The organism is Ectopseudomonas khazarica, from assembly GCF_004521985.1.
In the GTDB taxonomy this organism is placed as follows: Bacteria; Pseudomonadota; Gammaproteobacteria; order Pseudomonadales; family Pseudomonadaceae; genus Aquipseudomonas; species Aquipseudomonas khazarica.
In genome coordinates, this window is the sequence record NZ_SBHZ01000020.1 from 65,158 (window position 1) to 90,480 (window position 25,323).

The following is a 25,323-nucleotide window of genomic DNA, read 5'->3' on the forward strand; positions in this document are numbered from 1 at the left end:
GCGTTCTGGCAATCCGCATCGCGCTTTCGAAGTGCGCCGTAGCTGGTCGGCTGCAAGCGGCAAACGCCTTGCCGGCATGGCGACTTGCATCCGGGCCGGGTTTGTCGGCTAAGCTCGGCTCATTCACCGCATTGACAGGGCATGCGCATGGGGCAGCAATGGCCGGCCGACGGGATCGCCCGCCTGATCCTCGATGGCTTCGACGATTATCGCGAGCAGTTCCGCCAGATCACCGATGGCGCGCGTGCCCGCTTCGAGCAGGCGCTGTGGCAGGAGGCGCAACAGGCCTCGGCCGCGCGCATCAACCTCTACGAGGACAAGGTGGCGCAGACCCGCGAGCGTCTGCAGCAGGGCTTCGATGCCGCGCTGCTGGAGGCCAGCCAGTGGCCGCTGGTGAAGAGCGCCTATATCGCGCTGATCGACCTGCGCCTCGACGACGAGCTGGCGGAGACCTGGTTCAACTCGATCTTCTGCAGCCTGTTCAGCCATGACCTGATCAGCGATGGCTGCATGTTCATCCACACCACGCGGCCATCGCTGCGCAGCCGCTCGGGCGCCGCGCAGACCCGTCGCTACCGGCCCGACTGCGCGCTGGACGAGGCGCTGCGGGCGATCTTCGAGGACTACGCCTTCGATGCCGCCTACGAAGACCTGCCGCGTGACCTGCAGCGCCTGGAGGAGCAGCTGCGGGCGAGCCTGCCGGACTGGATCTGCAAGGACCCGGAGCTGTGCGTCGAGCTGTTTTCCTCGGTGCTGTATCGCAACAAGGGCGCCTACCTGGTCGGGCGCATCTACACCCGCGACGAGCAATGGCCGCTGGCGATTCCCTTGCTGCATCGCGAAGGGCAGGGCATTCAGGTCGATGCGGCGATCACCGACGAGGCGGAGGTGTCGATCATCTTCTCCTTCACCCGCAGCTACTTCATGGTCGACGTCGCCATCCCGGCCGACTTCATCGGTTTCCTGCGGCGCATCCTGCCGGGCAAGCACATCGCCGAGCTGTACACCTCGATCGGCTTCTACAAGCACGGCAAGAGCGAGTTCTACCGCTCGCTCATCGGTCATCTGGCCAGCAGCGACGACCGCTTCGTGATGGCGCCTGGCGTGCGCGGCATGGTCATGAGTGTGTTCACCCTGCCGGGCTTCAACACGGTGTTCAAGATCATCAAGGACCGCTTCGCCCACGCCAAGACGGTGGATCGCAACACGGTGATCGAGAAGTATCGCCTGGTGAAGAGCGTCGACCGTGTCGGGCGCATGGCCGATACCCAGGAATTCGCCGATTTTCGCTTTCCCAGGGCCAAGTTCGAGCCGCAGTGCCTGGCCGAGTTGCTCGAGGTGGCACCCTCGACCGTGGTGCTGGAAGGTGACAGCGTGCTGGTGCGCCACTGCTGGACCGAGCGGCGCATGACACCGCTCAATCTCTATCTGGAGAGTGCCAGCGAGGCGCAGGTGCGCGAGGCGCTGGACGATTACGGCCTGGCCATCAAGCAACTGGCGGCGGCGAACATCTTCCCCGGCGACATGCTGCTGAAGAACTTCGGCGTGACCCGTCATGGCCGGGTGGTGTTCTACGACTACGACGAGATCTGCTTTCTCACCGAGGTGAACTTCCGCAGGATTCCACCGCCGCGCTTTCCCGAGGACGAGATGAGCGCCGAACCCTGGTACTCGGTGGCGCCCAACGATGTGTTTCCCGAGGAGTTTCCGCCCTTCCTGTTCGCCGATATCAAGCAGCGTCAGCTGTTCAGCAGGCTGCACGGCAACCTGTATGACGCCGACTACTGGAAGCAGCTGCAGGATGCGATCCGTGCCGGCAAGGTGATCGATGTGTTCCCCTATCGGCGCAAAAGCCCGGTGATTTGATCGGCCCTGGTTGAAATCCGCCTTGCCAGGCCTAATCTCATAGGAGAGCACGCCAGCGTGCTCTCCCATCTACTTGGCAGGAGGTCGTACCCATGCTCGCCAAGCTGCAAGAACAACTGCATACCTTGCTGCAGGCCCTTGGCCTCATCCCGCAACCTCAGCCGATCCGCATCAGCGAGGCCGAGCAGGAGCGCCTGCGTCGCGAGGCACGTCAGCGCCGCTGATTGCAGCGTCCGAGCGGATCAGGCGAGCCGGTGGGCGTCGAACCAGGCGTCGATCAGCTCGCGCATGCGTTCGCCGGAGAAACTCGCGAAATGTCCGCCATGTACGCTGCGCACCGGTAGGTCGCGCAGGCGCATCAGGCTGCGTGCGTAGTCTTCCAGGTTGGAATGGTAGGCATCCTCGATCAGCGGGCCGTCGTAGAGGATGTCGCCGGAAAACAGCGTCTGCGTCCTCGCTTCCCACAGGCTGATGCCGCCCGGCGAATGACCGGGCGTATGCAGCACCTGCAACACCCTGTCGCCCAGATCCACAACGTCGCCATCCTCGATCAGACGAGTAGCCGGCGCGGCGCGCACACGGTACTCGGCGTAGCACAGCGGGCAATCCGGATGCGCCTCGAACATGTCGTCGCCGACGAAGTCGGTGGCCAGCGTGTTGGCGCCGTCCGGTGCGGCGAGGATGTCCGCCTCGGCCGGATGCACCAGACGCTCGCTGAACTCGTGATGTCCGGCGATATGGTCGAAGTGGCAGTGACTGGCCACCGCCAGCAGCGGCTTCTCGGTCAGCCAGGGCAGCTGCTCGCGCAGGCTGACCAGGCCGGAGCCGGAGTCGATCAGCACATCATGCTCGCGCCCCTGCACGTGCCACATGTTGCAGCGGTAGAAGGGACGCACGTAGGGTTCGTGGATCAGGCAGATGCCGTCGTGGCGGTGTTCCACCTCGAACCAGCGGTCGCGACTGACGATTTTCATGGCGGGAAACGTGCCTCGTTGGCGGGTTGCACCCGCCCTACAGGTTGGTATGACGAGTAGGGCGGGGGCAACCCGCCACGACATTCATCACGCTACGCCAGTTGCGCGCGAGGTACCAGCAGCCAGCGGCGCAGCACGGCATAGCTGGCGGCGGTGATCAGGAACACCGGCAGCGATGCCCCCCAGGCCAGCGGCGAGACCCAGCCCCAGTAGTAGGCCAGCACGGCGCCGAAGCCGTAGGCGACGAAGGCGGCGGGGTTGAAACCCGCCAGGTAACGGTAGCGGCCGCCATCCTCGCTGAGCAGTTCGTCCACGTCGTAGTCGCCCTTGTGGATCAGGAAGTAGTCGGCGATCAGCACGGCGAAGGCGGGGATGAACACACTGCCGATCACCAGCAGGAAGTTCTGGAAGTTGTCGAGAATGCCGGGGATCTGCGAGCCGAGGATCGACAGCACGCCGATGCACAGCGCCGGTTTCCAGAACGGGGTCTTCGGGCTGATGTTGAGGTACGACAGCGAGGCGCTGTAGACGCACATGACGTTGGTGGTCATCACCGAGAGGAACACCACGATGGCCGCCGGCAGACCGAAGCCGAAGCCGGCGAGCAGCACGGCGGGGTCGTAGGTCTGTTCCATGCCTGTCATCACCGAGAAGCCCGATACGGTGGCGCCCAGACCCATGGCCAGCAGGGTGGCGAGCACGTAGCCGACCCAGGTACCGACACCGGCCACGCCCTGGCTGCGGCAGTTGCGGTTGTAGTCGGCTGCCAGCGGAATCCAGGAGAAGGCGGTGGCGATGACGATATCGAAGGCGATCCCCGGGGTGATGTCGTTGCGCGGCTCGGCCGGCATAGCCAGGAGGCTGGCGAACTCGAACTTCTGCCCCATCACGTAGAACACCGCGCCTGCCAGCAACAGCATGCCGATGGCCGCCCAGCGCTCGACCCGCTCGATGCCCAGGTGGCCGCGCAGGGCGATCAGCAGCACCAGGGTTTCACAGAGGATGGTGAACAGCGGCAGGTTGGAGTAGCCGGTCAGGTGCTCCACGGCGTAGTTCAGGCTCATGCCTGCCAGCAGTGCCTGGATCCAGCTCCAGGCCAGCAGGGTCAGCAGATTGACCAGCGAGGGCAGCTTGGCGCCCTGCGAGCCGTAGCTGCCGCGCGCCAGGACCATGGTGGTGAGGCCGCTGCGCTGGCCCATCAGGCCGACCAGTACCAGCGGCAGAATGCCAAGCCCCGAGCCGACCAGCACGATCAGCATGGCCTGGCTGAACGGCAGGTCGGGCACCAGCAGCATGCCGGTGAGGATGGTGGTGACCACGACGTTGGCGCCCAGCCACAAGGCGATGGTGCCACCGAGGCCGAGGCTGCGGTGGCTGGCGTCGGTGGGGGCGAGGCCATCCTGGCCGAAATGCTGGCTTAGGTTCTTGAACATGGAATGACTCCCCGGTGCTTGATTATTGGTGTTGGTAGGGTGGCAGTCAGTGAGGAAACGCAATCTTCTTGTTATGTCCGTGGCCCGGATGCAAGCGGGGCCACGGATTGGCTCAATCGGGCAGGGTGGGTGAGGCCTTTCTCATCCGCCGTTGCAGTGGGTGGATGGGTAAGGCGTCTCCGCCCTACGCAGCGGTCGCATTCTGCAGGAGCGGCCTCAGCCGTGATCGATCCGCTCAGGGGTGAAAGGGCGCGGCCTCCTGCACTTCGATGATCAGCGGGCGGTCTGCCGGCGCGCTGCGCAGCAGCTCGGCCAGGTGCGCGTGGTCACGGGCGCGCTCGGCGGCGCAACCGAAGCCCCGGGCGATGGCCAGCAGGTCCGGGGTGTAGATGTCGACGCCGATCGGCTCGATGTCACGGCGCTCCATGTAGCGCTTGATCTCGCCGTAACCGGCGTTGTTCCACAGCAGCACGATGATGCCGACGCCGGCCTCCACGGCGCTGGCCAGTTCGGGCAGGGTGAACTGGATGCCACCGTCGCCCATCAGGCTGATCACCGGGCGGCTCGGCTCGGCCAGCTTGGCGCCGATGGCTGCCGGCAGGCCGTAGCCCAGGGTGCCGTAGCCGGTGGAGGAGTTGAACCAGCGCCGCGCGCCGTCCAGTTCCACCAGGTGGTTGCCGCTGTACACCGTCTGCGTCGAGTCGCCGACGAAGCGCGCCTCGGGCAGGGCCTGCAGCAGCGTCGCGAACAGCTGGCGGTAGTGCGTCCAGCCGCTGAAATCTTCGTTCAGGCGGGCCTGCACGGCCAGGGCGCGGCGAGCGCCGGGGCTGCCGGGGTCGGCCTCGCGTGGGTTGAACTCGGCCAGCAGCATGCGCATGGCCACTCGCGCATCGCCCTGAATGGCCAGGTGCGGGGTGAAGTTGCGGTGCAGCTGCTGGGCGTCGATGTCGATGCGGATCAGGCGGCCCGGCAGGCGGAAGTCGCCATCGAACACCACGTCGTAGTCGGTTTCGCCCAGCTCGGTGCCGATGGCCACGACCACGTCGGCTTCCAGCGCCAGGTCGCGTACCGGACGCAGCGACTGGTTGCTGCCGAGCAGCAGCGGATGGCCAGGCGGCAGCAGCCCCTTGGCGTTGATGGTCAGGGCCGTCGGTGCATCCAGGGCGGCGGCCAGGGCGCGGGCCTCGGCCTCGGCGGCGACGCAGCCGCCACCGAGCAGCAGCAGCGGACGCTCGGCTTGCTTGAGCAACCCGGCGGCTTCGCGGATCAGCGTGCGGTTGGGCGCCGGGCGACGCACCACCGGACGTGGGGCCAGGGCCATGTGCGAGGCGTCGGCGGTGATGATGTCCAGTGGCAGCTCGATGTGTACCGGGCGTGGCCGCTCGCCCTCGAACACCGAGAAGGCCCGGGCCAGTACACCGGGCAGTTCCTCGACGCTCATCAGCGTGTGGCTGAAGGCGCTGACACCCGCGGTCATCGCCCGCTGGTTGGGCAGCTCGTGCAGGTAGCCCTTACCCAGGCCGAGGCGCTCGCGCTCGTTGACGCTGGAAATCACCAGCATCGGAATCGAGTCGGCATAGGCCTGGCCCATGGCGGTGAGGATGTTGGTCATCCCCGGACCGGTGATGATGAAGCACACCCCCGGCTTGCCCGAGACGCGCGCATAGCCGTCGGCCATGAAGCCCGCGCCCTGTTCGTGGCGCGGCGTGATGTGGCGGATGCCGCTGCCGGGCAGGCCGCGATACAGCTCGACGGTGTGAACACCGGGGATGCCGAACACGGTGTCGACACCCCAGGCCTGGAGCTGCTTGACGAGAAACTCACCGCAGGTGGTTTTGTTCATTCCGGAACGTGCTCCGCAAGGCTGTAGGGGCTGCGCGCGAACAGGCGTCGCAGCATCGGTTCAAAGTGCTGCAGGGGCAGCGTGTCATAGTCCGGGTCGAACGACGGGCAGTCCCAGTCGAAACAGAAGGCTTCGCAAGCGTTGAACCAGCGATGCCCGCGAAAGCGTTCGCGGGCATCGGGGTCCAGGCCCAGGTGCTGCCAGTAATAGTGGCCTTGGAATACATCGTGCTGCTGGATGATCCAATGGGTGCGCGGCGTGACGTATGGCTTCAGGATCGCGGCGGCGAATTGAGCATGATCGAACAACGCTAGCTCGTCGCCGATATCGTGCAGCAATGCAGCGACGATCATTTCCTCATCGGCGCCCGCTCGCTCCGCCCGGGTGGCGGTCTGCAGGCAGTGCTGCAGGCGGTTGATCGCGTAGGGCTGGGCGCCTTCTCCCATACGGGTGAGCATCTGCAACAGGCGCTCGGGCAGCGCCTGAAGGTGTTGCTCGTCATGCTGTAGGACAATCCGCCAGTCCTCGGCACTGCTCTGATCGATGCGGGTAAAGCGCGCCCGAGGGGCGCTGTCGTGGCTGTTCATTAGACGATCCAGTGCGCCATCAGGGCGATGATCGGCAGGGTGATCAGGGTACGCAGGACGAAGATGACGAACAGCTCCAGCAGGCTCAGCGGCAGCTTGGCCTTGAGGATCAGCACGCCGACCTCGGACATGTAGATCAGCTGGGTCAGCGAGATGCAGGCGACCACGAAGCGGGTCAGCTCGCTCTCGATGCCCTTGCCCAGCACCGCCGGCAGGAACATGTCGGCGAAGCCCACCAGCAGGGCCGGCGCGGCCTTGGCCGCTTCCGGCAGTTGCAGGGCTTCGAGCAGCGGTACCAGCGGGTAGGACAGCCAGTTGAAGATCGGAGTGAACTCGGCGATGGCCAGCGACAGGGTGCCGATGGCCATCACCAGCGGCAGCAGGCCGAGCCAGATGTCGACCACGTTGTGCACGCCGATGCGCACCATCTGCAGCGGCGACGGGTTGGCGTTGGCGCGACGCACGGCCTGGGCCAGACCCCAGCGCAGCAGCGAGGTGCCCGCCGGGACTTCCTCGCGGATCTGCTTGCCGACACCGGCGACGTACTCTTCCTTCTTCCACGACAGCGGCGGAATGCGCGGGGTGATGATCGCCGCCGCCAGGCCGGCCACCACCACGGTGAGGTAGAAGGGCACGAACAGGTGGTCGAGCTTCATGAAACTGGTGATCAGCAGGCTGAAGGCGATCGAGGCGATGGAGAAGTTGGTGGCGATCACCGCCGCTTCGCGAGCGCTGTAGAAGCCCTTCTGGTACTGCTGCGCGGTGATCAGCACGCCGACGGTGCCGGAACCGAGCCAGCTGGCGATGGCGTCGATGGCCGAGCGCCCCGGCAGACCGAAGATCTTGCGGAACACGTTGCGCACCAGGGTGCCGCAGAATTCCATCAGGCCGTAGTCGGTGAGCAGCGGCAGGATCAGCCCGGCCACCAGGAAGAAGGTGATCAGCACCGGCGCCAGGTCCTTGAGCACCACGCCCCCGGTATTGGCACCCCAGATCCATTCAGGGCCGAACTGCCAGAAGGTCATCGCCGCGAACAGCGCACCGAGCACACGCAGGCCGAGCCACAGCGGCGGCAGGTTGAACAGTTCGTTGAGCGCCGGGCGCTGGGTCAGCCAGCGTGGCTTGAACAGGCTGCCGAGCAGGCCGAGCGCGGCGGATGCCAGCAGCAGGGCGGTGGCGATGGCCGGCAGGTGGTCGTTGAACGCCGCCTTGAGCGCATCGGCCATCACGCCGAGGCCGATGGTGACCTTTTCCTCGTAGACGATGGGGGTGAGAAACAGCAGTACGCCAAGCAGCGAGGGGATCAGGAAGATCAGCAGCTGACGCAGGTTGAAGGGCGTGCTCGCGCCGGGTTGGTCGTCGAGCAGGGGCATGGATTCATCATGATTCATGGCAGGCATCCGAATTGTTGTTGTATGGATGTTCCGGGTGCCGTCGAGGGCACCCGGATTCGGCGATCAGCGTTTTGTGACGCCAGGCATCACGCAGAGCATTTCGTAAAGCAGGTTGGCACCGAGCAGCGAGGTGTTGCCGGTGGTGTCGTAAGGCGGGGAGACTTCCACCAGGTCCGCGCCGATCAGCTCCAGGCCCTCGCAGCCACGGATGATCTCCATGGCCTGGATGGTGGTCAGGCCGCCGATTTCCGGGGTGCCGGTGCCCGGCGCCCAGGCCGGGTCGATGCCGTCGATATCGAACGACAGGTAGACCGGGCCGCCGCCGACCTTTTCCCGCACTTCGGCCATCAGCGGAGCCAGCGACTGGTGCCAGCATTCTTCGGCCTGCACCACGCGGAAACCCTGCTTGCGGCTCCAGTTGAAGTCCTCGGCGGTGTAACCCTGGGCACGCAGGCCGATCTGCACCACGCGCTGGCTGTCGAGCAGGCCTTCTTCCTGGGCGCGGCGGAAGGTGGTGCCGTGGGCGATCTTCTCGCCGAACATGTGGTCGTTGACATCGGCATGGGCGTCGATGTGGACCAGGCCGATCTTGCCGTACTTCTTGTGCAGCGCCCGCAGGATCGGCAGGGTGATGGTGTGGTCGCCGCCAAGGGTCAGTGGCGTGATGCCGAGCTCGACGATCTCGTCGTAGGCCTCTTCGATGATGCGCACGGCGTCGAGCAGGTTGAAGGTGTTGATCGCCACGTCACCGATATCGGCCACGTTGATCGAGTCGAACGGTGCGGCGCCGGTGGCCATGTTGTACGGGCGGATCATCACCGACTGGGCGCGGATCTCGCGCGGGCCGAAGCGGGTACCGGAGCGCAGCGAGGTGCCGATGTCCAGCGGTACGCCGATGAAGGCGGCGTCCAGCTGGCGCTTTTCCTCGACGCTCTGGATGTGCGGCAGACGCATCATGGTGGCGATGCCGCCGAAGCGTGGCATTTCGTTGCCACCCAGGGGCTGGTGGAGTTTCTTGTCCATGGGAGGGCCTCAGGCTTGTTCTGGTTGTGGCGGGATTCTTGGCCGGCCAGGTGTCGGGAAGAATCGGCAGGGGCAAAAACTTACTTCAGGATTGTCTGAAGTAAGTGCCTGATCCCCCGATTCATGGGGGTTTGGCTGTACCCGGACGACGGTGGTGCGTCAGTCGCGGTATCCGGGATCGAGGCGATCGAGCTTGCGCAGCCAGGCCTGCCACAGCAGCTGGCGCTGCCATTCGGCGCCTTGCAACTGTTCGCAGGCGTGGCGCGACAGCGGCTCCGCGATCTCGCTGCAGGCCTGGCCGCCGCCGGTGCTGGCGAGCTGGATTTCGCAGGCACGGTTCAGGTAGTACATGACATAGAAGGCATCGGCGACGCTGGCACCGACGCTGAGCAGGCCGTGGTGGCGCAGCACCAGGGCGATGTTGTCGCCCAGCGAGCGCTGGATGCGGCGGCGTTCGTCCAGGTCCAGCGCCACACCTTCGTAGGCGTGGTAGCCCAGGCGCTGGTGGAATTCGGTGCTGATCTGGTTGAGTTGCAACAGGCCGGCATCCTGCGCGGCAACGGCCATGCCCGCCAGGGTGTGGGTGTGGATCACGCAATGGGCGTCGTCACGGGCCATGTGCACGGCGCTGTGAATGGTGAAGCCGGCGACGTTGTAGTCGGCGTTGCCCTCGACCACCTTGCCCTGCATGTCCACCACGATCAGGTCGCTGGCGCGGACCTCCTCGAAGAACAGGCCGAAGGGATTGATCAGAAAGCGCGGTTCTCCGCTGCCGGGCAGGCGTACGGAAAAGTGCGTGTAGAGGGTGTCGTCCCAGCCAAACAGGGCGGCCAGGCGATAGGCCGCGGCGAGGTCGCGGCGCAGGGTGGCGATATCGTTCATGCGTTCTCCAGGCCGATGAATCGGCGTACGCGCGGGTGGTCGCCGGTGCGGATGGCAGCGGGCGAGGCGTCGAGCTGAACGTGACCGTCTTCCATGAACAGCACGCGGTCGGAGATGGACAGGGCGAAGTCCATCTCGTGGGTGACGATGAGCATGGTCATGCCTTCGCGGGCCAGGTCGCGGATCACCGCCAGCACGTCGCCGACCAGCTCCGGGTCGAGTGCCGAAGTGGGTTCGTCGAAGAGCATCACCTGCGGTTTCATCGCCAGCGCGCGGGCGATGGCCACGCGTTGCTGCTGGCCGCCGGATAACTGGTGCGGGTACTTGTCGGCATGGGCCAGCAGGCCGACCTTGTCGAGCAGGGCCAGCGCCTGCCTGCGCAGTTCGACGCGAGTGCCCAGACCGTGATGGAGCGGGGCGAGCATGACGTTGTCGGCGATGGTGCGGTGCGGGAACAGGTTGAAGTTCTGGAACACCATGCCGATGCGTCGCACACCAGCGCGCTGGCGACGATTGTCCGGGCGGTCGCCGGCCTGGATGAAGCTCTCGCCGAACAGCACGATTTCGCCTTCATCGATGCTCTCCAGACCGTTGATGGTGCGGATCAGCGAGGTCTTGCCGGAGCCGGAGGGGCCGATGATGGAGAGGACCTCGCCAGGCTGGACGCTCAGGTCGATGCCTTTGAGCACGTGATGATTGCCGTAGTGTTTGTGGATGTTGCTCAGGTGCAGCGCCGCCGGAGTACCGGGCGTCCGGGCCTGGACCTCGCTGCTGGCGGCCGCCGGCAGGTCGCGCCGCAGGCCGGCCAGCTGTTCGTCGCCGAGGGTGCCCGGCTTGCGTCTGGCGAGGTCGAGATGCCGCTCGAGGTACTGCAGGCCCCAGCCGAACAGGCTGACGATCAGCACGTAGTACACGGCTACCGCGCCCAGGGTTTCCAGCACCAGGAAGTTCTGCGCATAGAGGCGCTGGCCGACCAGCAGCAGTTCGCTGAGCGAGATCACCGAGACCAGCGAGGTCAGTTTGACGATGGTGACGTACTCGTTGGTCAGGGTCGGCAGGGCGATACGGAACGCCTGCGGCACCACGATCAGGCGCTGTGCGCCGAGACGACCGATGCCCAGTGCGCGAGCCGCTTCGCGTTGGCCCTTGGCCACCGAGAGCAGGCCGCCCCGGTGAATTTCCGCCATGTAGGCCGCCTCGGTCAGGACCAGAGCGATCAGGCCGGCATAGAAGGGGTTGGACAACAGCTTGCCGCTGGCGGGCACCAGCTGTGGCAGGTTGTAGACGAAGATCAGTAGCACCAGCAGCGGCACGCTGCGAAAGAACCAGACGTAGAGCGATGCCGGTGCGCTGAGCCAGCGACTGGCAGCCTGTTTGGCACTGGCCAGGGCGAAGCCCAGCAGCAGGCCGATCAGCCAGGCCAGGCTGCTGAGTTTCACCACCGTCCAGCATGCCGCCCAGAAGGCCGGCATGGAAAACAGGGAGAAGAAATAGCTCCATTCGAACGGCATGTGTCATCTCCGGTGCGCCACAGGCGGCTTGCCGCCTGTGGCTGTTTCTCAGGCTTCTTCCAGGTTGTATTTCTTCAGCAGCGCGCTGTACTCGCCACTGGCCTTGAAGTCGTCCAGCGCGGCTTTCAGTGCGTCGAGCAACTGGGCGTTGCCCTTTTTCACGTAGATGCCCAGCACCTGCGGATAGATCGCACTGCTGGAACTGATGGCGATGCGGCCCTTGGCGCGTTCGACGATGCGCAAGGAGGCTGCGTCGATCTCCAGGTGCGCCTGGATGTGGCCGGAGAGCAGGGCCTGGGTGGTTTCCGCGGTGGTCGGGTACTGGTTGATGGTGATGGCGGCGGCGCCTTGCGCCTTGCAGTAACCGTCGGAGACCTTCTGCAGTGCCGGAATCCACGAGGTGCCCTGCTGCAGGCCGACGGTCAGGCCGCAGAGGTCTTCGGGGGTGGCCGGCTTCTTCTCGGCGTCGCTGCGCACCATGATCGCCGCGCCGGTCTTGGCGTAGGGAATGGCGTCGGCCTTTTCCAGGCGTTCGGGAAGGATGTACATGCCGGAGATGATGGTGTCGAAGCGGCCCGCGTCGAGACCGAGGATCAGGTTGGGGAAGCTGATGTCACTGAAGCTTGCTTCCAGGCCCAGGTGTCTGGCCAGGGCAGCGGACACTTCCGGGTCGAAGCCCAGTACCTTGTCGCCTTCGTAGTACTCGAACGGTGGGTAGGAAATCTCCATGCCTACCTTCAGTTCGCCACTGGACAGGGTCTTGGGTGCTTCGGCGGCCTGGCTCAGGCCGCTGGCGAGGGTGCACGCGAGGGCCAGGACGGTGGTGCGCAGCGGGTTGCGGATTGCCATTGTGGTTATCTCCGGATCAGGTGTTGGGTTGGCAGGGGGAAATCACAGCGCGCTCGGCTGGTGCTTCAGATGGCCGAAGCTGGACGGGCGACGGGCGTGTTCGGGCAGCTGCAGCTGGCCGTCCTCGACGCGCTTCTTCAGGTATTGGTAGGTCTGCAGCGCCTGGCTCCACATGTGCTCGCCGATGCTGATGGTCTCGTAGGCCTGGCCGGCTGACTCGAACTGCGGCAACGGGCGGATCTGCGTGTGGTAGTCGCAGGCATAGAAGAAGGGGAAGGAGTAGCGCTCCTGGCTGACCTTGCGCACGCGGTGCGAAGTGGCGACGAAGGTGCCGGCACTCATGACTTCGAGCATGTCACCGATGTTGACCACGAAGGTGCCCGGCTTCGGCGGTGCATCGATCCACTGGCCGAGGTCGTTCATCACTTCCAGCCCCGGACGGTCGGCGAGCAGGATGGTGAAGCACTCGTAATCGGTATGCGCACCGATACCGGGAGCGTCCTGCGCTTCGCCATCGTAGGGATAGTGGATCAGGCGCAGCTTCGATGGCGGGAAGCTGGCCATCTCGTCGAAGGTGTTCTCCGGCAGGCCCAGGGCCAGGGCGAAACCGCGGAACAGGGTGCGGCCAAGCTGGAAGATGCGCGCATAGTAGGCCTGCACGGCCTGCCTGAAACCGGGCAGGGTGGGCCAGTGGTTCGGCCCCAGCAGCGGCGTGCCGGCCAGTACCAGCGGATTGTCGGCCGGGACTTCGAAGCCGATGTCGAAGGCTTCCTTGTGGTCGGGCTTGCCGGCGCTGTAGCGCTCCTCGCCCTCGGGCACGAAGCCCTTGTGACTGTCCGAGGCACCGATGTAATGGCGCATCTTGTCGTTCAGGCTCTGGGCGAAGTAGGCCTCGGCCGCCTGGTGCAGGCCATCGATGAGCGACTGCTCGATGCCGTGCCCGCTGATGTAGAGGAAGCCCACCTGGCGTGCCGCACGGCCCAGCTCCGCGGCCACGGCGTTGCGCTCGGCAGGGTCGCCGCTGAACAGGCCGGCGATGTCGACCACGGGAATTTCGGTGAAGTGCTTGCTGGTCATCATGAGCCCTCAGCGGCTGGTGAAACGGTGGAAGTGCTGGCGCTCGCAGCGCGCCATCCACTGGTTGAGCTGCCACAGGTCGGCCACCGGCACGTCGGTGAACGGCAGGTGGTGCAGGTAGCCGTCGGGGCCGAATTCGGGGGTCAGCGTGGTGACCTGGCGGCCGCGCTGCTCCTGGCTGCGCCAGATGCGCTCCCAGTGGCGCTGATGGAAGGCGAGGTGCTCGGCGTATTCCGGTGCGCCCGGATGCGGCACCTGCGGCCCCTGGTCGTAGCCGACGCGGGCCTGGATATGGTCGACCCGCTCGACGAAGGCCGAGAGGTCATCGGCGGGGTCGTCGAGCAGACGCTCGCAGGTCACCAGCCAGTGGCTGATGTCGCTGGTGAAGCGCAGTTCGGGGACCTGGCGAATCACTTCGAGGGTGACCCAGGGGCTGTACAGCGAGCGCCCCCGGTGAATCTCGAAGCAGACGTGCAGGTCGCTGGCGTCTGCCAGTTCGACGGCGCGGGCGAAGAAGTCGACCTGTTCGCCGAGTGCCCAGCGGTCGTTGCCGGGCAGCACGTTGACCAGGCGCGGGCCGAGTTCGGCGGCCCAGTCGAGCTTCATGCGCAGGTCTTCCAGGTGCACCTGCGGGCTGTCGTTCTGCCGCGGCAGTACGGGCGTGGAGGTGAACAGGGTGGCGATGTAGGGGGCGTCGTTGTCCCGCAGGATGCGGGCATTGGCGCTGCGCTGCGCGGCGGTTTCGGGGATTCGCGCCTCGAGGCCGTCGAAGCCGGCGCTGAACGCTTCGTCGAGCGCTTGTTGCCAACTGCCGCGATAGCCCCAGAGGGAGCGGAAGATATCCAGTCGCATGGCCGTCTCCTGGAGAGGGCGAGGGTCTGCGGCAGATTGGCAAGGGGCGTGAGTCGTGCCCGGTGGCGTCCGATTCGAGCCGGCGCCTGGTTATGGGCCGCATTGTTTGCCCAGGGCTCGGCTCGGTTAAATCGTTGCGAGCAAAAAATCAGTTCAGCAATCGCTGAACTAATGGGCTGTCATCGCGGATGTGTCTGGACGGCGCAGGACGCTACACTGTCCGCCCACCGACTGCCGTAGCCGCCCATGTCCTTCGCCTTGCCCGACCTGAAACTGCTGAAGATCTTCGTCGCCGTGGTCCGTCACCAGGGCTTCGCTGCCGCGCAGCAGGAGCTGAATCTCTCCACGTCGGCCATCAGCACTTACATGAGTCAGCTGGAAAGTCAGCTGGGCATCGTGCTCTGTCATCGTGGGCGTGGTGGTTTCAGCCTGACCAGCAAGGGCGAGCTGTTCCATCAGGAGACCTTGCGCCTGCTCGGGGAGCTGGAGGGGTTCGAGCGCTACTCGGCGGCGCTCAAGGGCGAGCTGCGCGGCACCCTCAATCTCGGCGTGCTGGACTCCACCGTCAGCGATCCGGCACTGCCGCTGGCCGAGGTGATCGGGGCCTACAGCCAGGAGCACCCCGGCGTGCACCTGCACCTGTCGGTGATGAGTCCGTACGAGCTGCAGCTGGCGGTGCTGGACAACCGCCTCGACCTGGCCATCGGCGCCTTCTCCACACGCATGAACGGGCTGGTCTACCAGCCGCTGTACCGCGAGCAGCACTGGCTGTATTGCAGCGAGCGGCATGCGCTGTTCGGCCAGCGGCGCATTCCGGTGGAGCTGATCACCCAGCAGCGCATGGTGGGCCGTGGCTACTGGAGCCAGGCCGAGCTGGCGCGGCATGGCTTCAAGCACAGTGCCGCGACGGTGGAGTCGATGGAGGCGCAGTTGATCCTGGTGCTGTCCGGGGCCTATATCGGCTACCTGCCGGAGCACTATGCCCAGCACTGGGTCGAGCAGAACCAGCTGCGGGTTCTGTCACCGGCGACCTTCGGCTATCAGGCACCTTTCTCGCTGATCCTGCGCCGGGGTCGTACGCGCGAGCCGCTGATCCAGACGTTTCGTGATCTGTTGAAGACGCAACTGAATCAGATCTGAAACAGAGTCGCCTCTATTCTCCGAAAGACGTAGAAACCATACCTGGCGCAGGGATTTCGCTGTGCTAGTACTTATTCATACGTCTGTACCAACTTCCAACTCGAACAGGGATGCCTCGATGCGCCAGAACCTACCCGTGACCCAGCGGGAAAGAACTTTCCCTGCTGAAGAACGCCTGATTTCCACGACCGATCTCAGCAGCAAGATCACCTATTGCAACGATGCCTTCGTCGAGATCAGCGGTTTCACCCGGGAGGAGCTGATCGGTCAGCCGCACAACCTGGTGCGCCATCCGGACATGCCGCCAGGCGTCTTCGGGCACATGTGGGACACCATCAAGCAGGGCAAGCCGTGGATGGGCATCGTCAAGAATCGGGCGAAGAACGGCGATTACTACTGGGTCAGTGCCTATGTCACGCCGATCTACGAGAACGGTCGGGTGTCCGGTTACGAGTCGGTGCGTTCGGTGCCGAGCGAGATGCAGAAGCGCCGGGCGGAGAAGCTCTATGCCCGTCTGCGCTCGGGCAAGCCGCCGGTTTCCGCGCTCGAGTACTGGACCTACGACCTGGTGCGTTCCTGGCCGCTGATGCTGGCTGCGGCCCTGATGCTGGCGGCCCACTGGGTGTTGTCGGGTTTCTGGCTGATGGGCTTCGTCATCGTCACCCTGTTCGCCCTCGGCGCCTATCAGCTGTACAGCAAGCGGCAGTTGATCCGGCGCACGCTGGCCGAGCATCCCAAGGCCTTCACCAGTGCCCTGGTGGCGCTGACCTACAGCGACAACCGCGGTGCCCAGGCGTTGCTGGACATGGCGATGATCAGCGAGGAAGCGCGCCTGCAGACGGCGCTCACGCGGCTGGAAGACGCCGGGGTGAACGTCAAGAAGCGGGCGTCGCAGTCGGCCGAACTGTCGCGCTCCAGCTCGCAGCTGCTCGACCAGCAGCGGGCCGAGACGGATCAGTCGGCGACCGCCATCAACCAGATGGCCGCGACCATCCAGGAGGTCGCGCACAACGTGCAGAGCACCTCGCATGCCGCCGAGGAGGCCGATCGCCTGGCGCGCGAGGGGCGTGATCTGGCGGTGGGGAGCCTGGAGTCCATGCGCCAGATGGCCAAGGCGGTGAGCGATATCGGCCAGGCGGTCAACGAACTGGCCAACTCCACTCAGTCCATTGGCAGCGTGGCCGATGTGATCACGTCGATCGCCGAACAGACCAACCTGCTGGCGCTCAACGCGGCCATCGAGGCGGCCCGGGCCGGGGAGCAGGGGCGCGGGTTCGCCGTGGTGGCCGATGAGGTGCGTTCGCTGGCCTCGCGCACGCGGCAGTCCACCGAGCAGATTCACCAGATCATTTCCGACTTGCGTGCGGGAGCCGAGCGCGCGGTGGTGACGGCGGGCAAGGGCGAAGACATTTCCCGTGGCAGCGTGCAGAGCGTGGAGTCGGTGCGCGATGCGCTGGAGGGCATCAGCTCCGCCGTCACGCGCATCACCGGGATGAGCCAACAGATGGCCGCCGCGTCCGAGCAACAGAGCCACGTCGCCGACGATATCAGCCGACAGATCACGCGGATCGCGCAGCTGTCGGATCACAGTGCCGGCCAGGCCCACCAGGGCGCGTCCATCAGCCTCGAGCTGGAGCAGATGGCCGACTACCTGCACAGCCTGGCGGAGCGCTTCAACCGCTGAGCGAGAGGCCGCGCGCAGCCCGGTGTGCATCCGGGCTGCGCGGCGCGTGGCGTTCATGGCACACTGCGCGGCATGCCCCGTCCAACCTGCTCCCGCTGCCAGCGCCCGCTCGGCCATTGCTTGTGCGCGCTGATTCCTGATCTCGACAGCCGTACGCGCGTGCTCATCCTGCAGCACCCGAGCGAGGCTGGCCACGCCCTCAACACTGCACGCCTGGCGGCACTCGGCCTGGCCAATGCCGAACTGCGCGTGGGCGAGGTCTTCGACGATCTGCCGCAGTGGCTGGCACAGCCCGGTTACCGGGCCTGCCTGCTGTTTCCCGGCGACGATGCCGTGGCGTTGACCGCCTATGCACCCGCTGAGCAGCCGCTGCTGCTGGTGGTGCCCGACGGCACCTGGCGCAAGGCGCGCAAGCTGCTGCACCTCAATCCGCTGCTGGCCGGCTTGCCACGGGTGAGCCTGGGCAGCGTCGCGCCGTCACGCTATCGCCTGCGCAAGGCTCCGGGAGAGGGGGCGTTGTCGACCGTGGAGGCGATCGTCGCGGCGCTGGACGCATTGGAGGCACCGCAGCGTTTCGAGGCGCTGCTGAAGCCCTTCGATGCGCTGATCGACGGGCAGATCGCCGCGATGGGCGACGAGGTCTTTACCCGCAACCATCTGCGTTAGGCCTGAGCGGTTAGCCTCTGCCCGGATGCTGTCGGGGGACGTTGCCGCTCGGCCCCGGATTGCATCCGGGCTACGTGAATGTGGGGCTCAGCGCTCGCGCATGGCTTCGGAGCGGGCCTTCAGCACCGGTTTGAGCAGGTAGGCCAGCACGCTTTTCTCGCCGGTGATGATGTCCACGCTGGCAACCATGCCAGGGATGATCAGCAGCGGGTTCTCGTCGCTGCCCAGGTGGCTCTTGTCGGTGCGCACCTGGATCAGGTAGAAGCTGTTGCCTTCCTCGTCGGTGATGGTGTCGGCACTGATCAGCTCCAGGTTGGCCTTGAGTCCGCCGTAGATGGTGTAGTCGTAGGCCGTGAACTTGACCATGGCCTTCTGCCCCGGGTGGAGGAAGGCGACATCCTGCGGCCGTACCTTGGCCTCGATCAGCAGGCTGTCGTCCAGCGGCACGATCTCCAGCATGTCGCTGCCGGGCTGCACCACGCCGCCGATGGTGTTGACCTTGAGCTGCTTGATCACCCCGCGCACCGGTGAGGTCACCGTGGTGCGGGTGACCTTGTCCTGGATCGCGACGCTGGTGGCATTGATCTTCTGCAGCTCGGTGCGCACCTCGTTGAGCTCCTTGAACGCCTCGGAGCGAAAGGCCAGCTGCGACTCCTGCATCTTGCTCTTGATCTCCGCCATGGCCGCTTCGGCGCGTGGAATGGCCAGGTTGGTCGCTTCCAGGGCGCCACGTTGTTCCACCAGGCTGCGGCGCAGGCGCAGCAGCTCCACCTGCGAGATGGCGCCCGAGGCCACCAGTGGCTGCGACATGTTCAGTTCCTGTTGCAGCAGGCCCAGGCTGGAGCGGTACTGCTGGGCCTTGGAGCGGAACTCGGCAAGCTCCTGCTCCTTCTGCCGGTACTGCTCGCCGAGCGTGCGCTGCTCGCTCTCCAGGCGCTGCTGGCGCGAGCGGTACAGCGCCAGTTCGTCCTCGGCGAGCTGCGGAGCGTCGCGGCTGACCTCTTCCGGCAGTGCCGGGGCGCGGCCCTCGGCTTCGGCGGTGAGGCGTTCGATGCGTGCGATCAGGGCCAGGCGGTCGGCTTCGGTCTCGCCCTGGTTGGAGAGAAACCGGGTGTCATCGAGGCGCAGCAGTGTGTCGCCCTTGTTCACCACCTGGCCTTCGCGGACGAAGATCTCGCTGACGATGCCACCTTCCAGGTTCTGGATCACCTGCACCTTGCTCGACGGGATGGCCTTGCCCTGACCGGTGGTGACTTCCTCCAGCACGGCGAAGTGTGCCCAGACCAGTGCCGCCAGCAGGCAGGCGCAGACCGACCATACGGTGAGCCGCGTCAGCCAGGGCGAGTCCTCGAGAATGGCGCCTTCCACTTCCGGCATGAACTCGGTGTCCTGGCGCTTTTCGCGCAGGCTGCCGAGATAGTTGCCGAGATTCTGCGTCGCTTGCATCGCAGGTCGCTCCTACAGGCTGGCCGGGCCGACGCGGCCCTTGCGCAGGGCTTCGATCACCGACTCCTTCGGTCCATCCGCCACGACCCGGCCGTTGTCCAGGACCGCGAGGCGTTCGACCAGGCTGAGCATGGAGGCACGGTGGGTGATGATGATCAGCGTCTTGCCCTGCACATAGGGCTGCAGACGCTGGCGCAGCAGGTCTTCGCTGGTGTTGTCCATGGCGCTGGTGGGCTCGTCCAGTACCAAGATCGGCGGATCGAGGAGCAGGGCGCGAGCCAGCAGCACCGCCTGGCGCTGGCCGCCGGAGAGCAGTTGCCCGCGCTCGCCGACGGGGCGGTCGAAGCCCTGGGGATGCTGGCGGGCGAGTTCGACCACGCCGGTCAGCTCCGCCACTTCGAGCATGCGCGAATCGTCGACGTAGCGCGCGCCCAGGGTCAGGTTGTCACGCAGGCTGCCAGCCAGCAGCGGCAGGTCATGGGACACGTAGCCGATCTGGTGGCGCAGGTCGGCGACATCGAGCTGGCGCAGGTCGAGGTTGTCCAGGAGGATCTGCCCCTCGTCCGCGCTGTAGAAGGCCATCAGCAGACGGGCGAGGGTGCTCTTGCCCGAACCGCTGCGGCCGATGATGCCGAGGCGCTCGCCGGCGCCGAGGCGCAGGCTGACGTTGTTCAGGGCCGGTGCACTCTGCCCCGGGTAGGTGAAGCTGATCTGGCGCAGCTCCAGTGCCCCCTTGAGCTGGGTGCGGTCCAGCGGGCGCTGCTTCTCCTGGCGTTCCTGCGGCAGGGCCATCAGCGCGTCGGTACTGGTCATGGTCAGGCGCGCCTGCTGGTAGCGGGTGATCAGCCCGGCGATCTGCCCCAGCGGCGAGAGAATGCGACTGCCGAGCATGTAGCAGGCCACCAGCGCACCGACGCTGAGGTTGCCGGCGATGATCAGGTACACCCCGCCAACTATGGTGGCCATGCCGGCGAACTGTTGCAGGAACAGCGTACCGTTGGTGGCCAGCGCGGCGAGGAACTTGGCGTGAGCGTCCAGACGGGTGAGGGCGCCGTGGGTCTGCTCCCACTGATGCTGGCGTTCGCTCTCGGCGCTGCAGGCCTTGAGCATCTCCAGGCCGCCCAGGGTCTCGATCAGCAGCGCCTGGCGCTGCGAGCCGAGTTGCAGGCTCTTCTGCACCGTGTCGCGCAGGCGCGCCTGGATGATGAAGGCGAACAGCGCGGTCAGCGGGAACGCCAGCATCGGGATGAATACCAGGGGGCCGCCGATCAGGCCGATCACCAGCAGCATCAGCAGGGAGAAGGGCAGGTCGATCAGGCTGGTCAGCGTCACGGCGGTGAGGAAGTCGCGCAGCCCCTGGAAGTCGTGGATGCTCTGGGCGAAGCCGCCGACGGTGGCCGGCCTGGCTTTCATCGACATGCCGGTGATGCGCTCGAACAGGGTAGCCGAGAGCACCACGTCGGTCTTCTTGCCCGCGGTGTCCAGCAGGTGGGCGCGCAACACCTTGAGCAACAGCTCGAAGCCGGTGCCGATCAACAGCCCGATGGCCAGGACCCAGAGCGTCGCGGTGGCCTGGTTGGGCACCACGCGATCGTAGGTCTGCATGACGAACAGCGGCACCATCAGGCCCAGCAGGTTGATCAGCAGACTGGCCAGCACGGCGTCCGTATAGAGCCAGCGTGACAGTTTTAGGGTGTCGCGGAACCAGGCCTCGATGCGCGGCACCAGCGGGGTGCGGGCTTCTTCCAGCTCATGCCGCGGGCGGGCGAAGAACGCCTGGCCGCTGTACTCGGCGGCCAGTTGTTCGCGGCTGACCCACTGTTCGCCGCCATCCGTCTCGCAGGGCAGGATCTGCGCCTGCTGCTTCGGCCCCCACTGGCGCAGCACGGCGCTGCGGCCGTCCTTGAGCAACAGCAGCACCGGCAGGCTGAGCGGCGAGATGCTGGCCAGCTTGCGCTGCAGCAGGCGCCCCTGCAGGCCGGCCCGCGCCGCCGCGCGCGGCAGCAGGTCGGCACTCAGGCGCTGTTCCGGCAGGGGCAAGCCTGCACTCAGCGTGCCGCGGCTGACGGAGCAGCCATGCAGCCTGCAGAGAATCAGCAGGCCATCGAGCAGGGGATCATCGTGGCTGAGCCGCGGATCGCTGGCCGGTCCTGGCCGTTCCATGGTGGTCATCTACTACTCCTGCCGGTACGGCTTACTTCATTTCTGGCAGGCGCGCCTCGCTCTTCACCTCGGTGAGGGCTACCGCTTCCGCCGGGACCACGACCTGCTGCTGACGCAGCAGATCACCCATCGCTGCAACGACGCGATACATCGAGAACTCTTCGCCATAGCGCACTTCCGTGTAGCGGCGGTTGGCCGTGAACAGTTCGTTCTCGCTGTCGAGCAGGTCGAGCAAGGTGCGCTGTCCCAGGCTGAACTGTTGTTGATAGGCCTCGCGTACACGTGCGGTGTAATCGGCGTAGTCACGTGCCTTGGGGGTTTGCAGGCGCGCGTTTTCCATGGCGTTCCAGGCCAGCGAGAGGTTCTCGTTGAGCACCCGCAGCGCGTTGTTGCGAATGTCCATCGACTCGTTGATCTGGTGCGCGGCGGATTGCAGGCGGGCCTTGTCGCGCATGCCGTTGAACAGGTTGTAATTCATCACCACGGCGGCCCGCCAGGTGCTGTAGTGGCCTTCGTCACCCTGCACGTTGTCGTCGGCCGAGGTGGCCAGCTCCACGTCGAAGCGCGGGTAGAACGGCGACTTGGCGACTTCGTACTGCTTCTCGGCGGCCTGGACGTCGGCTTGTGCCGATTTCAGGAAGGGGTTGTTGTCCATCACCGTCTGCCGGGCTGCGAGCAGGTCTTCCGGCATGTTGCCCTTGATCGTGGCGGGCGACTCGAGCTGATCCGGCAGACGACCGACCGCGCTGAAGAAGTTGGCTTCGGCGTCGGCCAGGTTGACCTCCTCGGTATAGAGGTTGTTCTGCGCCAGAGCCAGACGGGCTTCGGACTGGTCGAGGTCGGCGGTGCTGCCGACACCCTGACGGCTGCGCAGCCCGATCTGGTCGTTGATGCGCTGGTGCGCCTGCAGGTTGTTGCGCGCCAGGGAGACCATCTCGCGGCGCATCAGCACATCCAGGTAGACCTCGACGGTACGCAGGGCGAGGCTTTCGGAGGTGCCCAGCAAGCGATAGGCGCGGGAGTTGACCACGGCCTCGGTACGGGCGACTTCATTGGGCGTGTTGAAACCGTCGAACAGCATCTGCCGCAGGCGCAGCTCCGCGTTGCGGTAGTTGAGTGTTTCCGTGTTGTGGTCGCCCAGGTCACGGGTGCTGGGACTGTCGGTGTTCTGCCGGCCGTAGCCGACCAGCAGATCGACGGTCGGCAGGTAGCCACCCTTGGCGAATTTCACATCCTCATCCGATGCCAGGCGGCTGTTGGTCGCGGCGTGAATCTCCGGATGGTTGTCTAGCGTGCTCTGGATCGCTTCCGTGAGGTTCATGGCGTATGCCTGACTGCAGACCGTCGCCAAAAGCATGGCGCTCCATAGAGGGGATAGGGTGCGCATTGGCGTTTCTCCTTACTGAAGTTCTTATCCTGTCGCCATAAAAATGGCGTTTTGTCCTGTCAAACCGTTTCAGGCTTGTAACATCAGAGCTAAGAACAACTTTCGGAGGACCTAAGATGAATTTTTCACAACCCCTATTCGGAAAAAGTCTTATGAAGTCTGCGAAAAGCAGCACATTGTTTGAAGGTGCTAGCTGCGCAAGTGCTCATTTTTCGTGGGTTGCGCAGCTGCAGTGAGCAGTCAGGCATCAAAAATCGGGGATTCATCTGATGGAGTAGTTCGACGCATGCTGTGGTGACATTTTATTGTCAGTCGCGTTTTTCTGGATTTTGCGCCGTTCCATTTCAATCAGCTGTCAGGGCTTGTCCCCCGACTTCGAAAAGGTGTTCTGACCCTTTCGGTAGGTACGTGTCGGCGGTGGTCGGCAGCTGTAGTGAGGATGGAATCATGGCTACTCTCATCGGTATCGTCAGTCAGGTTGTCGGCGAGGTTTTCGCGGTAGCGAGCGACGGATCGCGCCGGCCTGTCAGCGAGGGCGATCGCGTCTACGCAGGAGAGCAACTGGTGACCGGAGCAACCGGCGCCGTGGCAGTCTCCATGACCAACGGTCAGCAACTGACCCTTGGCCGCGATAGCAGCATCACGCTCGACGCACAGATGCTCGCGTACCGGGGTGAAACCCAGGCACCGGTGGTCGAGGCGCCACAGCCTCCCACCGACGATGACCTGACCGACGTCGAGCGCTTGCAGGCCGCGATCGAGGCTGGCGATGACCCGACCCTGCAGGGCGAGGCGACTGCCGCCGGTCCGGGTGCCGGTGCAGGTGGCGCGGGTGGTGCCGGCGGTGGCAACTCCTTCGTGCTGCTGACCGAAGTGGGCGGCGCACTCGATCCGGTCATCGGTTATCCAACCGAGGGGCTCAACAGCGGCCCTGAATTCCCCGAAGCCGAACCCATTGCGCTGGCCGACCCGGCAGTCGATGGCATTCCCACTGGCGGCACCGCCTCCAACCAGGTGGATGAAGAAGGCCTGCCCGACGGCATCGTCGGCGGCGTGAACGACCTGGATGGCGAGGCCACTCAGGTCACAGGTGTGCTGGGTTACAGCTTCGGCCCCGACGGCCCTGGCGCGTTCGTCTGGTCCACTGCCGGTCTGGCTGCGATGGGCATCAGCTCGGGCGGGGTTCCGCTCACCTATGAAGTGAGTGCTGACGGCCTGACGCTCACGGCGTACGCCGGGGCTACCGTGGTATTCGTCGCTCAGGTCACCGACCTGGCGACCGGCTCTTACCAGTTCGACCTGCTGGCCGCATTGGACCATGCGGCACCGGAGGAAGGGGGGAGCGACGAGAACGACATCGTCTACCTGTTCAACTACACCATCACCGACGGCAACGGCACCCCGGCGACGGGTAGCCTGAGCATTCTGGTGGACGATGACAGCCCGACGCTGACCGTCGGGCTCAACGAAGAGATAGAGGGCCGCGGCCTTAACCTGCAGCTGGATGAGACCGTGGGCGTCGACCGCGAAGCCCCGGGTGAAACGGCCGATGGCAACGACGATGATGGCGCCGGCTACCTGGGCCGTGCGACCACCGAGCTGGGTGGTGGCGGCCTGGTCAGTCTGTTCACCGTTGGTGGTGGCTACGGCCAGGATGGTCCTGGTAGCCTGACCGGGAACTTCTACTTCACCGGCATCCCGGCGGGCGGCGAGCTGAGCACCAACCTGGAAGCCACCGATGGCGGCGCCATCGTGCTGCAGATGGATGGTGACGATGTGGTGGGTGTGGACGGCGATGGCCACGTGGTCTTCCGCCTGGAAATCATCGACACGCTCGATGGTCCGCAACTGCAGACCACCCTGTACGAAGCGATCCGCCATGACGGCACCACCACCACGTTCGACGAAGCACTGAACCTGCTGCTCGGCGACGACGGTGCCAGCCTGGGCCTGACCTACGAAGTGGTGCGCACCGATGGCGATGGCGACCAGGTCACCGCCTCGGAAACCCTGGTACTGGCTGACGAACAAGGCTCGATCCTGACCTTCGACGACGACGGCCCGACCCAGAACGTTGGCCTGGCCCAAGGGGCCTCGGCTGATCGGCTGGCGATGGAACTGGATGAAACTGTGGGCGTGGATCGTGCAGCCCCGGGCGAAACGGCCGATGGCAACGGCGATGACGGTGCCGGCTACCTGGGTCGCTCGACCACCGCGCTGGGCGGTGGCGGCCTGGTCGGCCTGTTCACCGCCAGTGGCGATGATGGTCAGGACGGTCCTGGCAGCCTCAGCACCAGCCTGTACTTCAGCGGCATCCCGGCGGGCGGCGAGCTGAGCACCAACCTGGAAGCCACCGATGGCGGCGCCATCGTGCTGCAGATGGATGGTGACGATGTGGTGGGTGTGGACGGCGATGGCCACGTGGTCTTCCGCCTGGAAATCATCGACACGCTCGATGGTCCGCAACTGCAGACCACCCTGTACGAAGCGATCCGCCATGACGGCACCACCACCACGTTCGACGAAGCACTGAACCTGCTGCTCGG

At 65.4% G+C, this 25,323-nt stretch carries 20 protein-coding genes; 6 read left to right on the plus strand and 14 right to left on the minus strand.

What is annotated here, in order from left to right; genetic code table 11:
* The first annotated feature begins 147 nt into the window (after positions 1-147).
* Positions 148-1,866, plus strand: coding sequence for a bifunctional isocitrate dehydrogenase kinase/phosphatase (gene aceK / locus EPK82_RS21630; RefSeq protein WP_134677977.1), 1,719 nt, complete (start codon positions 148-150; stop codon positions 1,864-1,866).
* Positions 1,867-1,958: 92 nt separating this feature from the next.
* Positions 1,959-2,090 (plus strand): PA1414 family protein, encoded by a 132-nt coding sequence (locus EPK82_RS25145; RefSeq protein ID WP_256663112.1) that lies wholly within the window; start codon positions 1,959-1,961, stop codon positions 2,088-2,090.
* Positions 2,091-2,108: 18 nt separating this feature from the next.
* Here the strand turns inward: EPK82_RS25145 and EPK82_RS21635 are convergent, their stop codons facing one another.
* The 11 genes from EPK82_RS21635 to EPK82_RS21685 form a co-directional block, all read right to left on the minus strand.
* Positions 2,109-2,840, minus strand: coding sequence for an MBL fold metallo-hydrolase (locus EPK82_RS21635; RefSeq protein WP_134677978.1), 732 nt, complete (start codon positions 2,838-2,840; stop codon positions 2,109-2,111).
* Positions 2,841-2,932: 92 nt separating this feature from the next.
* Positions 2,933-4,273: a purine-cytosine permease family protein gene (locus EPK82_RS21640; RefSeq protein WP_134677979.1), complete on the minus strand. Its 1,341-nt coding sequence runs from the start codon at positions 4,271-4,273 to the stop codon at positions 2,933-2,935.
* A gap of 235 nt (positions 4,274-4,508) precedes the next feature.
* Entirely contained in the window at positions 4,509-6,116 is a 1,608-nt protein-coding gene (locus EPK82_RS21645) for a 5-guanidino-2-oxopentanoate decarboxylase (RefSeq protein WP_134677980.1), read from the minus strand.
* Complete coding sequence (locus EPK82_RS21650; RefSeq protein WP_134677981.1) at positions 6,113-6,703, minus strand: HD domain-containing protein; 591 nt, start codon at positions 6,701-6,703, stop codon at positions 6,113-6,115. The genes EPK82_RS21645 and EPK82_RS21650 overlap by 4 nt, the downstream gene beginning before the upstream one ends.
* Complete coding sequence (locus EPK82_RS21655) at positions 6,703-8,094, minus strand: YjiH family protein (protein ID WP_134677982.1); 1,392 nt, start codon at positions 8,092-8,094, stop codon at positions 6,703-6,705. The genes EPK82_RS21650 and EPK82_RS21655 overlap by 1 nt, the downstream gene beginning before the upstream one ends.
* 66 nt (positions 8,095-8,160) lie before the next feature.
* Entirely contained in the window at positions 8,161-9,120 is a 960-nt protein-coding gene (speB, locus tag EPK82_RS21660) for an agmatinase (RefSeq protein ID WP_037053439.1), read from the minus strand.
* Between the two features lie 159 nt (positions 9,121-9,279).
* Positions 9,280-10,002 (minus strand): class II aldolase/adducin family protein, encoded by a 723-nt coding sequence (locus tag EPK82_RS21665; protein ID WP_134677983.1) that lies wholly within the window; start codon positions 10,000-10,002, stop codon positions 9,280-9,282.
* Positions 9,999-11,513 carry an amino acid ABC transporter permease/ATP-binding protein gene (locus EPK82_RS21670; protein ID WP_134677984.1) on the minus strand — a complete coding sequence of 505 codons (1,515 nt, stop codon included), beginning with the start codon at positions 11,511-11,513 and terminating at the stop codon, positions 9,999-10,001. The genes EPK82_RS21665 and EPK82_RS21670 overlap by 4 nt, the downstream gene beginning before the upstream one ends.
* Before the next feature lie 48 nt (positions 11,514-11,561).
* Positions 11,562-12,362, minus strand: coding sequence for an ABC transporter substrate-binding protein (locus EPK82_RS21675; protein WP_134677985.1), 801 nt, complete (start codon positions 12,360-12,362; stop codon positions 11,562-11,564).
* 42 nt (positions 12,363-12,404) lie between these two features.
* Positions 12,405-13,442: an isopenicillin N synthase family dioxygenase gene (locus EPK82_RS21680; RefSeq protein WP_134677986.1), complete on the minus strand. Its 1,038-nt coding sequence runs from the start codon at positions 13,440-13,442 to the stop codon at positions 12,405-12,407.
* A gap of 6 nt (positions 13,443-13,448) precedes the next feature.
* Positions 13,449-14,291 carry a sugar phosphate isomerase/epimerase family protein gene (locus EPK82_RS21685; RefSeq protein ID WP_047584819.1) on the minus strand — a complete coding sequence of 281 codons (843 nt, stop codon included), beginning with the start codon at positions 14,289-14,291 and terminating at the stop codon, positions 13,449-13,451.
* Between the two features lie 246 nt (positions 14,292-14,537).
* Here EPK82_RS21685 and EPK82_RS21690 point away from each other — a divergent pair, with 246 nt between their 5' ends.
* From EPK82_RS21690 to EPK82_RS21700, 3 genes are all read left to right on the plus strand, one after another.
* Entirely contained in the window at positions 14,538-15,431 is an 894-nt protein-coding gene (locus EPK82_RS21690) for a LysR family transcriptional regulator (protein ID WP_037053424.1), read from the plus strand.
* A gap of 118 nt (positions 15,432-15,549) precedes the next feature.
* Complete coding sequence (locus EPK82_RS21695; protein WP_134677987.1) at positions 15,550-17,115, plus strand: methyl-accepting chemotaxis protein; 1,566 nt, start codon at positions 15,550-15,552, stop codon at positions 17,113-17,115.
* Positions 17,116-17,187: 72 nt separating this feature from the next.
* The gene (locus EPK82_RS21700) at positions 17,188-17,781 is read left to right on the plus strand and encodes a tRNA-uridine aminocarboxypropyltransferase (RefSeq protein ID WP_134677988.1); all 594 of its coding nucleotides are present in this window, start codon (positions 17,188-17,190) and stop codon (positions 17,779-17,781) included.
* An 87-nt stretch (positions 17,782-17,868) separates the two neighbouring features.
* On the opposite strand, the gene EPK82_RS21705 is transcribed toward EPK82_RS21700, so the two are convergent.
* From EPK82_RS21705 to EPK82_RS21715, 3 genes are read right to left on the minus strand one after another with little or no spacing between them, the layout of a single operon-like run.
* Complete coding sequence (locus EPK82_RS21705; protein WP_134677989.1) at positions 17,869-19,227, minus strand: HlyD family type I secretion periplasmic adaptor subunit; 1,359 nt, start codon at positions 19,225-19,227, stop codon at positions 17,869-17,871.
* Positions 19,228-19,239: 12 nt separating this feature from the next.
* Complete coding sequence (locus EPK82_RS21710; protein ID WP_134677990.1) at positions 19,240-21,399, minus strand: type I secretion system permease/ATPase; 2,160 nt, start codon at positions 21,397-21,399, stop codon at positions 19,240-19,242.
* Positions 21,400-21,421: 22 nt separating this feature from the next.
* A complete protein-coding gene (locus EPK82_RS21715; RefSeq protein WP_037053415.1) occupies positions 21,422-22,777 on the minus strand; it encodes a TolC family outer membrane protein in 1,356 nt (451 codons plus the stop codon).
* 447 nt (positions 22,778-23,224) lie between these two features.
* Between EPK82_RS21715 and EPK82_RS21720 the strand changes: the two genes are divergently transcribed.
* Positions 23,225-25,323 (plus strand): retention module-containing protein (locus tag EPK82_RS21720; protein ID WP_134677991.1); only part of this gene is annotated, 2,099 nt, incomplete at its 3' end.

Bases quoted from the DNA above. Each gene is read 5' to 3' on its own strand.
- EPK82_RS21650 (WP_134677981.1), bottom strand. From the start codon at position 6,703: ATGAACAGCCACGACAGCGCCCCTCGGGCGCGCTTTACCCGCATCGAT.
- aceK (WP_134677977.1), top strand. From the start codon at position 148: ATGGGGCAGCAATGGCCGGCCGACGGGATCGCCCGCCTGATCCTCGAT.
- speB (WP_037053439.1), bottom strand. From the start codon at position 9,120: ATGGACAAGAAACTCCACCAGCCCCTGGGTGGCAACGAAATGCCACGC.
- EPK82_RS21635 (WP_134677978.1), bottom strand. From the start codon at position 2,840: ATGAAAATCGTCAGTCGCGACCGCTGGTTCGAGGTGGAACACCGCCAC.
- EPK82_RS21680 (WP_134677986.1), bottom strand. From the start codon at position 13,442: ATGATGACCAGCAAGCACTTCACCGAAATTCCCGTGGTCGACATCGCC.
- EPK82_RS21715 (WP_037053415.1), bottom strand. From the start codon at position 22,777: ATGCGCACCCTATCCCCTCTATGGAGCGCCATGCTTTTGGCGACGGTC.
- EPK82_RS21665 (WP_134677983.1), bottom strand. From the start codon at position 10,002: ATGAACGATATCGCCACCCTGCGCCGCGACCTCGCCGCGGCCTATCGC.
- EPK82_RS21695 (WP_134677987.1), top strand. From the start codon at position 15,550: ATGCGCCAGAACCTACCCGTGACCCAGCGGGAAAGAACTTTCCCTGCT.
- EPK82_RS21640 (WP_134677979.1), bottom strand. From the start codon at position 4,273: ATGTTCAAGAACCTAAGCCAGCATTTCGGCCAGGATGGCCTCGCCCCC.
- EPK82_RS21700 (WP_134677988.1), top strand. From the start codon at position 17,188: ATGCCCCGTCCAACCTGCTCCCGCTGCCAGCGCCCGCTCGGCCATTGC.
- EPK82_RS21685 (WP_047584819.1), bottom strand. From the start codon at position 14,291: ATGCGACTGGATATCTTCCGCTCCCTCTGGGGCTATCGCGGCAGTTGG.
- EPK82_RS21675 (WP_134677985.1), bottom strand. From the start codon at position 12,362: ATGGCAATCCGCAACCCGCTGCGCACCACCGTCCTGGCCCTCGCGTGC.
- EPK82_RS21645 (WP_134677980.1), bottom strand. From the start codon at position 6,116: ATGAACAAAACCACCTGCGGTGAGTTTCTCGTCAAGCAGCTCCAGGCC.
- EPK82_RS21705 (WP_134677989.1), bottom strand. From the start codon at position 19,227: ATGCAAGCGACGCAGAATCTCGGCAACTATCTCGGCAGCCTGCGCGAA.
- EPK82_RS21710 (WP_134677990.1), bottom strand. From the start codon at position 21,399: ATGACCACCATGGAACGGCCAGGACCGGCCAGCGATCCGCGGCTCAGC.
- EPK82_RS25145 (WP_256663112.1), top strand. From the start codon at position 1,959: ATGCTCGCCAAGCTGCAAGAACAACTGCATACCTTGCTGCAGGCCCTT.
- EPK82_RS21670 (WP_134677984.1), bottom strand. From the start codon at position 11,513: ATGCCGTTCGAATGGAGCTATTTCTTCTCCCTGTTTTCCATGCCGGCC.
- EPK82_RS21690 (WP_037053424.1), top strand. From the start codon at position 14,538: ATGTCCTTCGCCTTGCCCGACCTGAAACTGCTGAAGATCTTCGTCGCC.
- EPK82_RS21655 (WP_134677982.1), bottom strand. From the start codon at position 8,094: ATGAATCATGATGAATCCATGCCCCTGCTCGACGACCAACCCGGCGCG.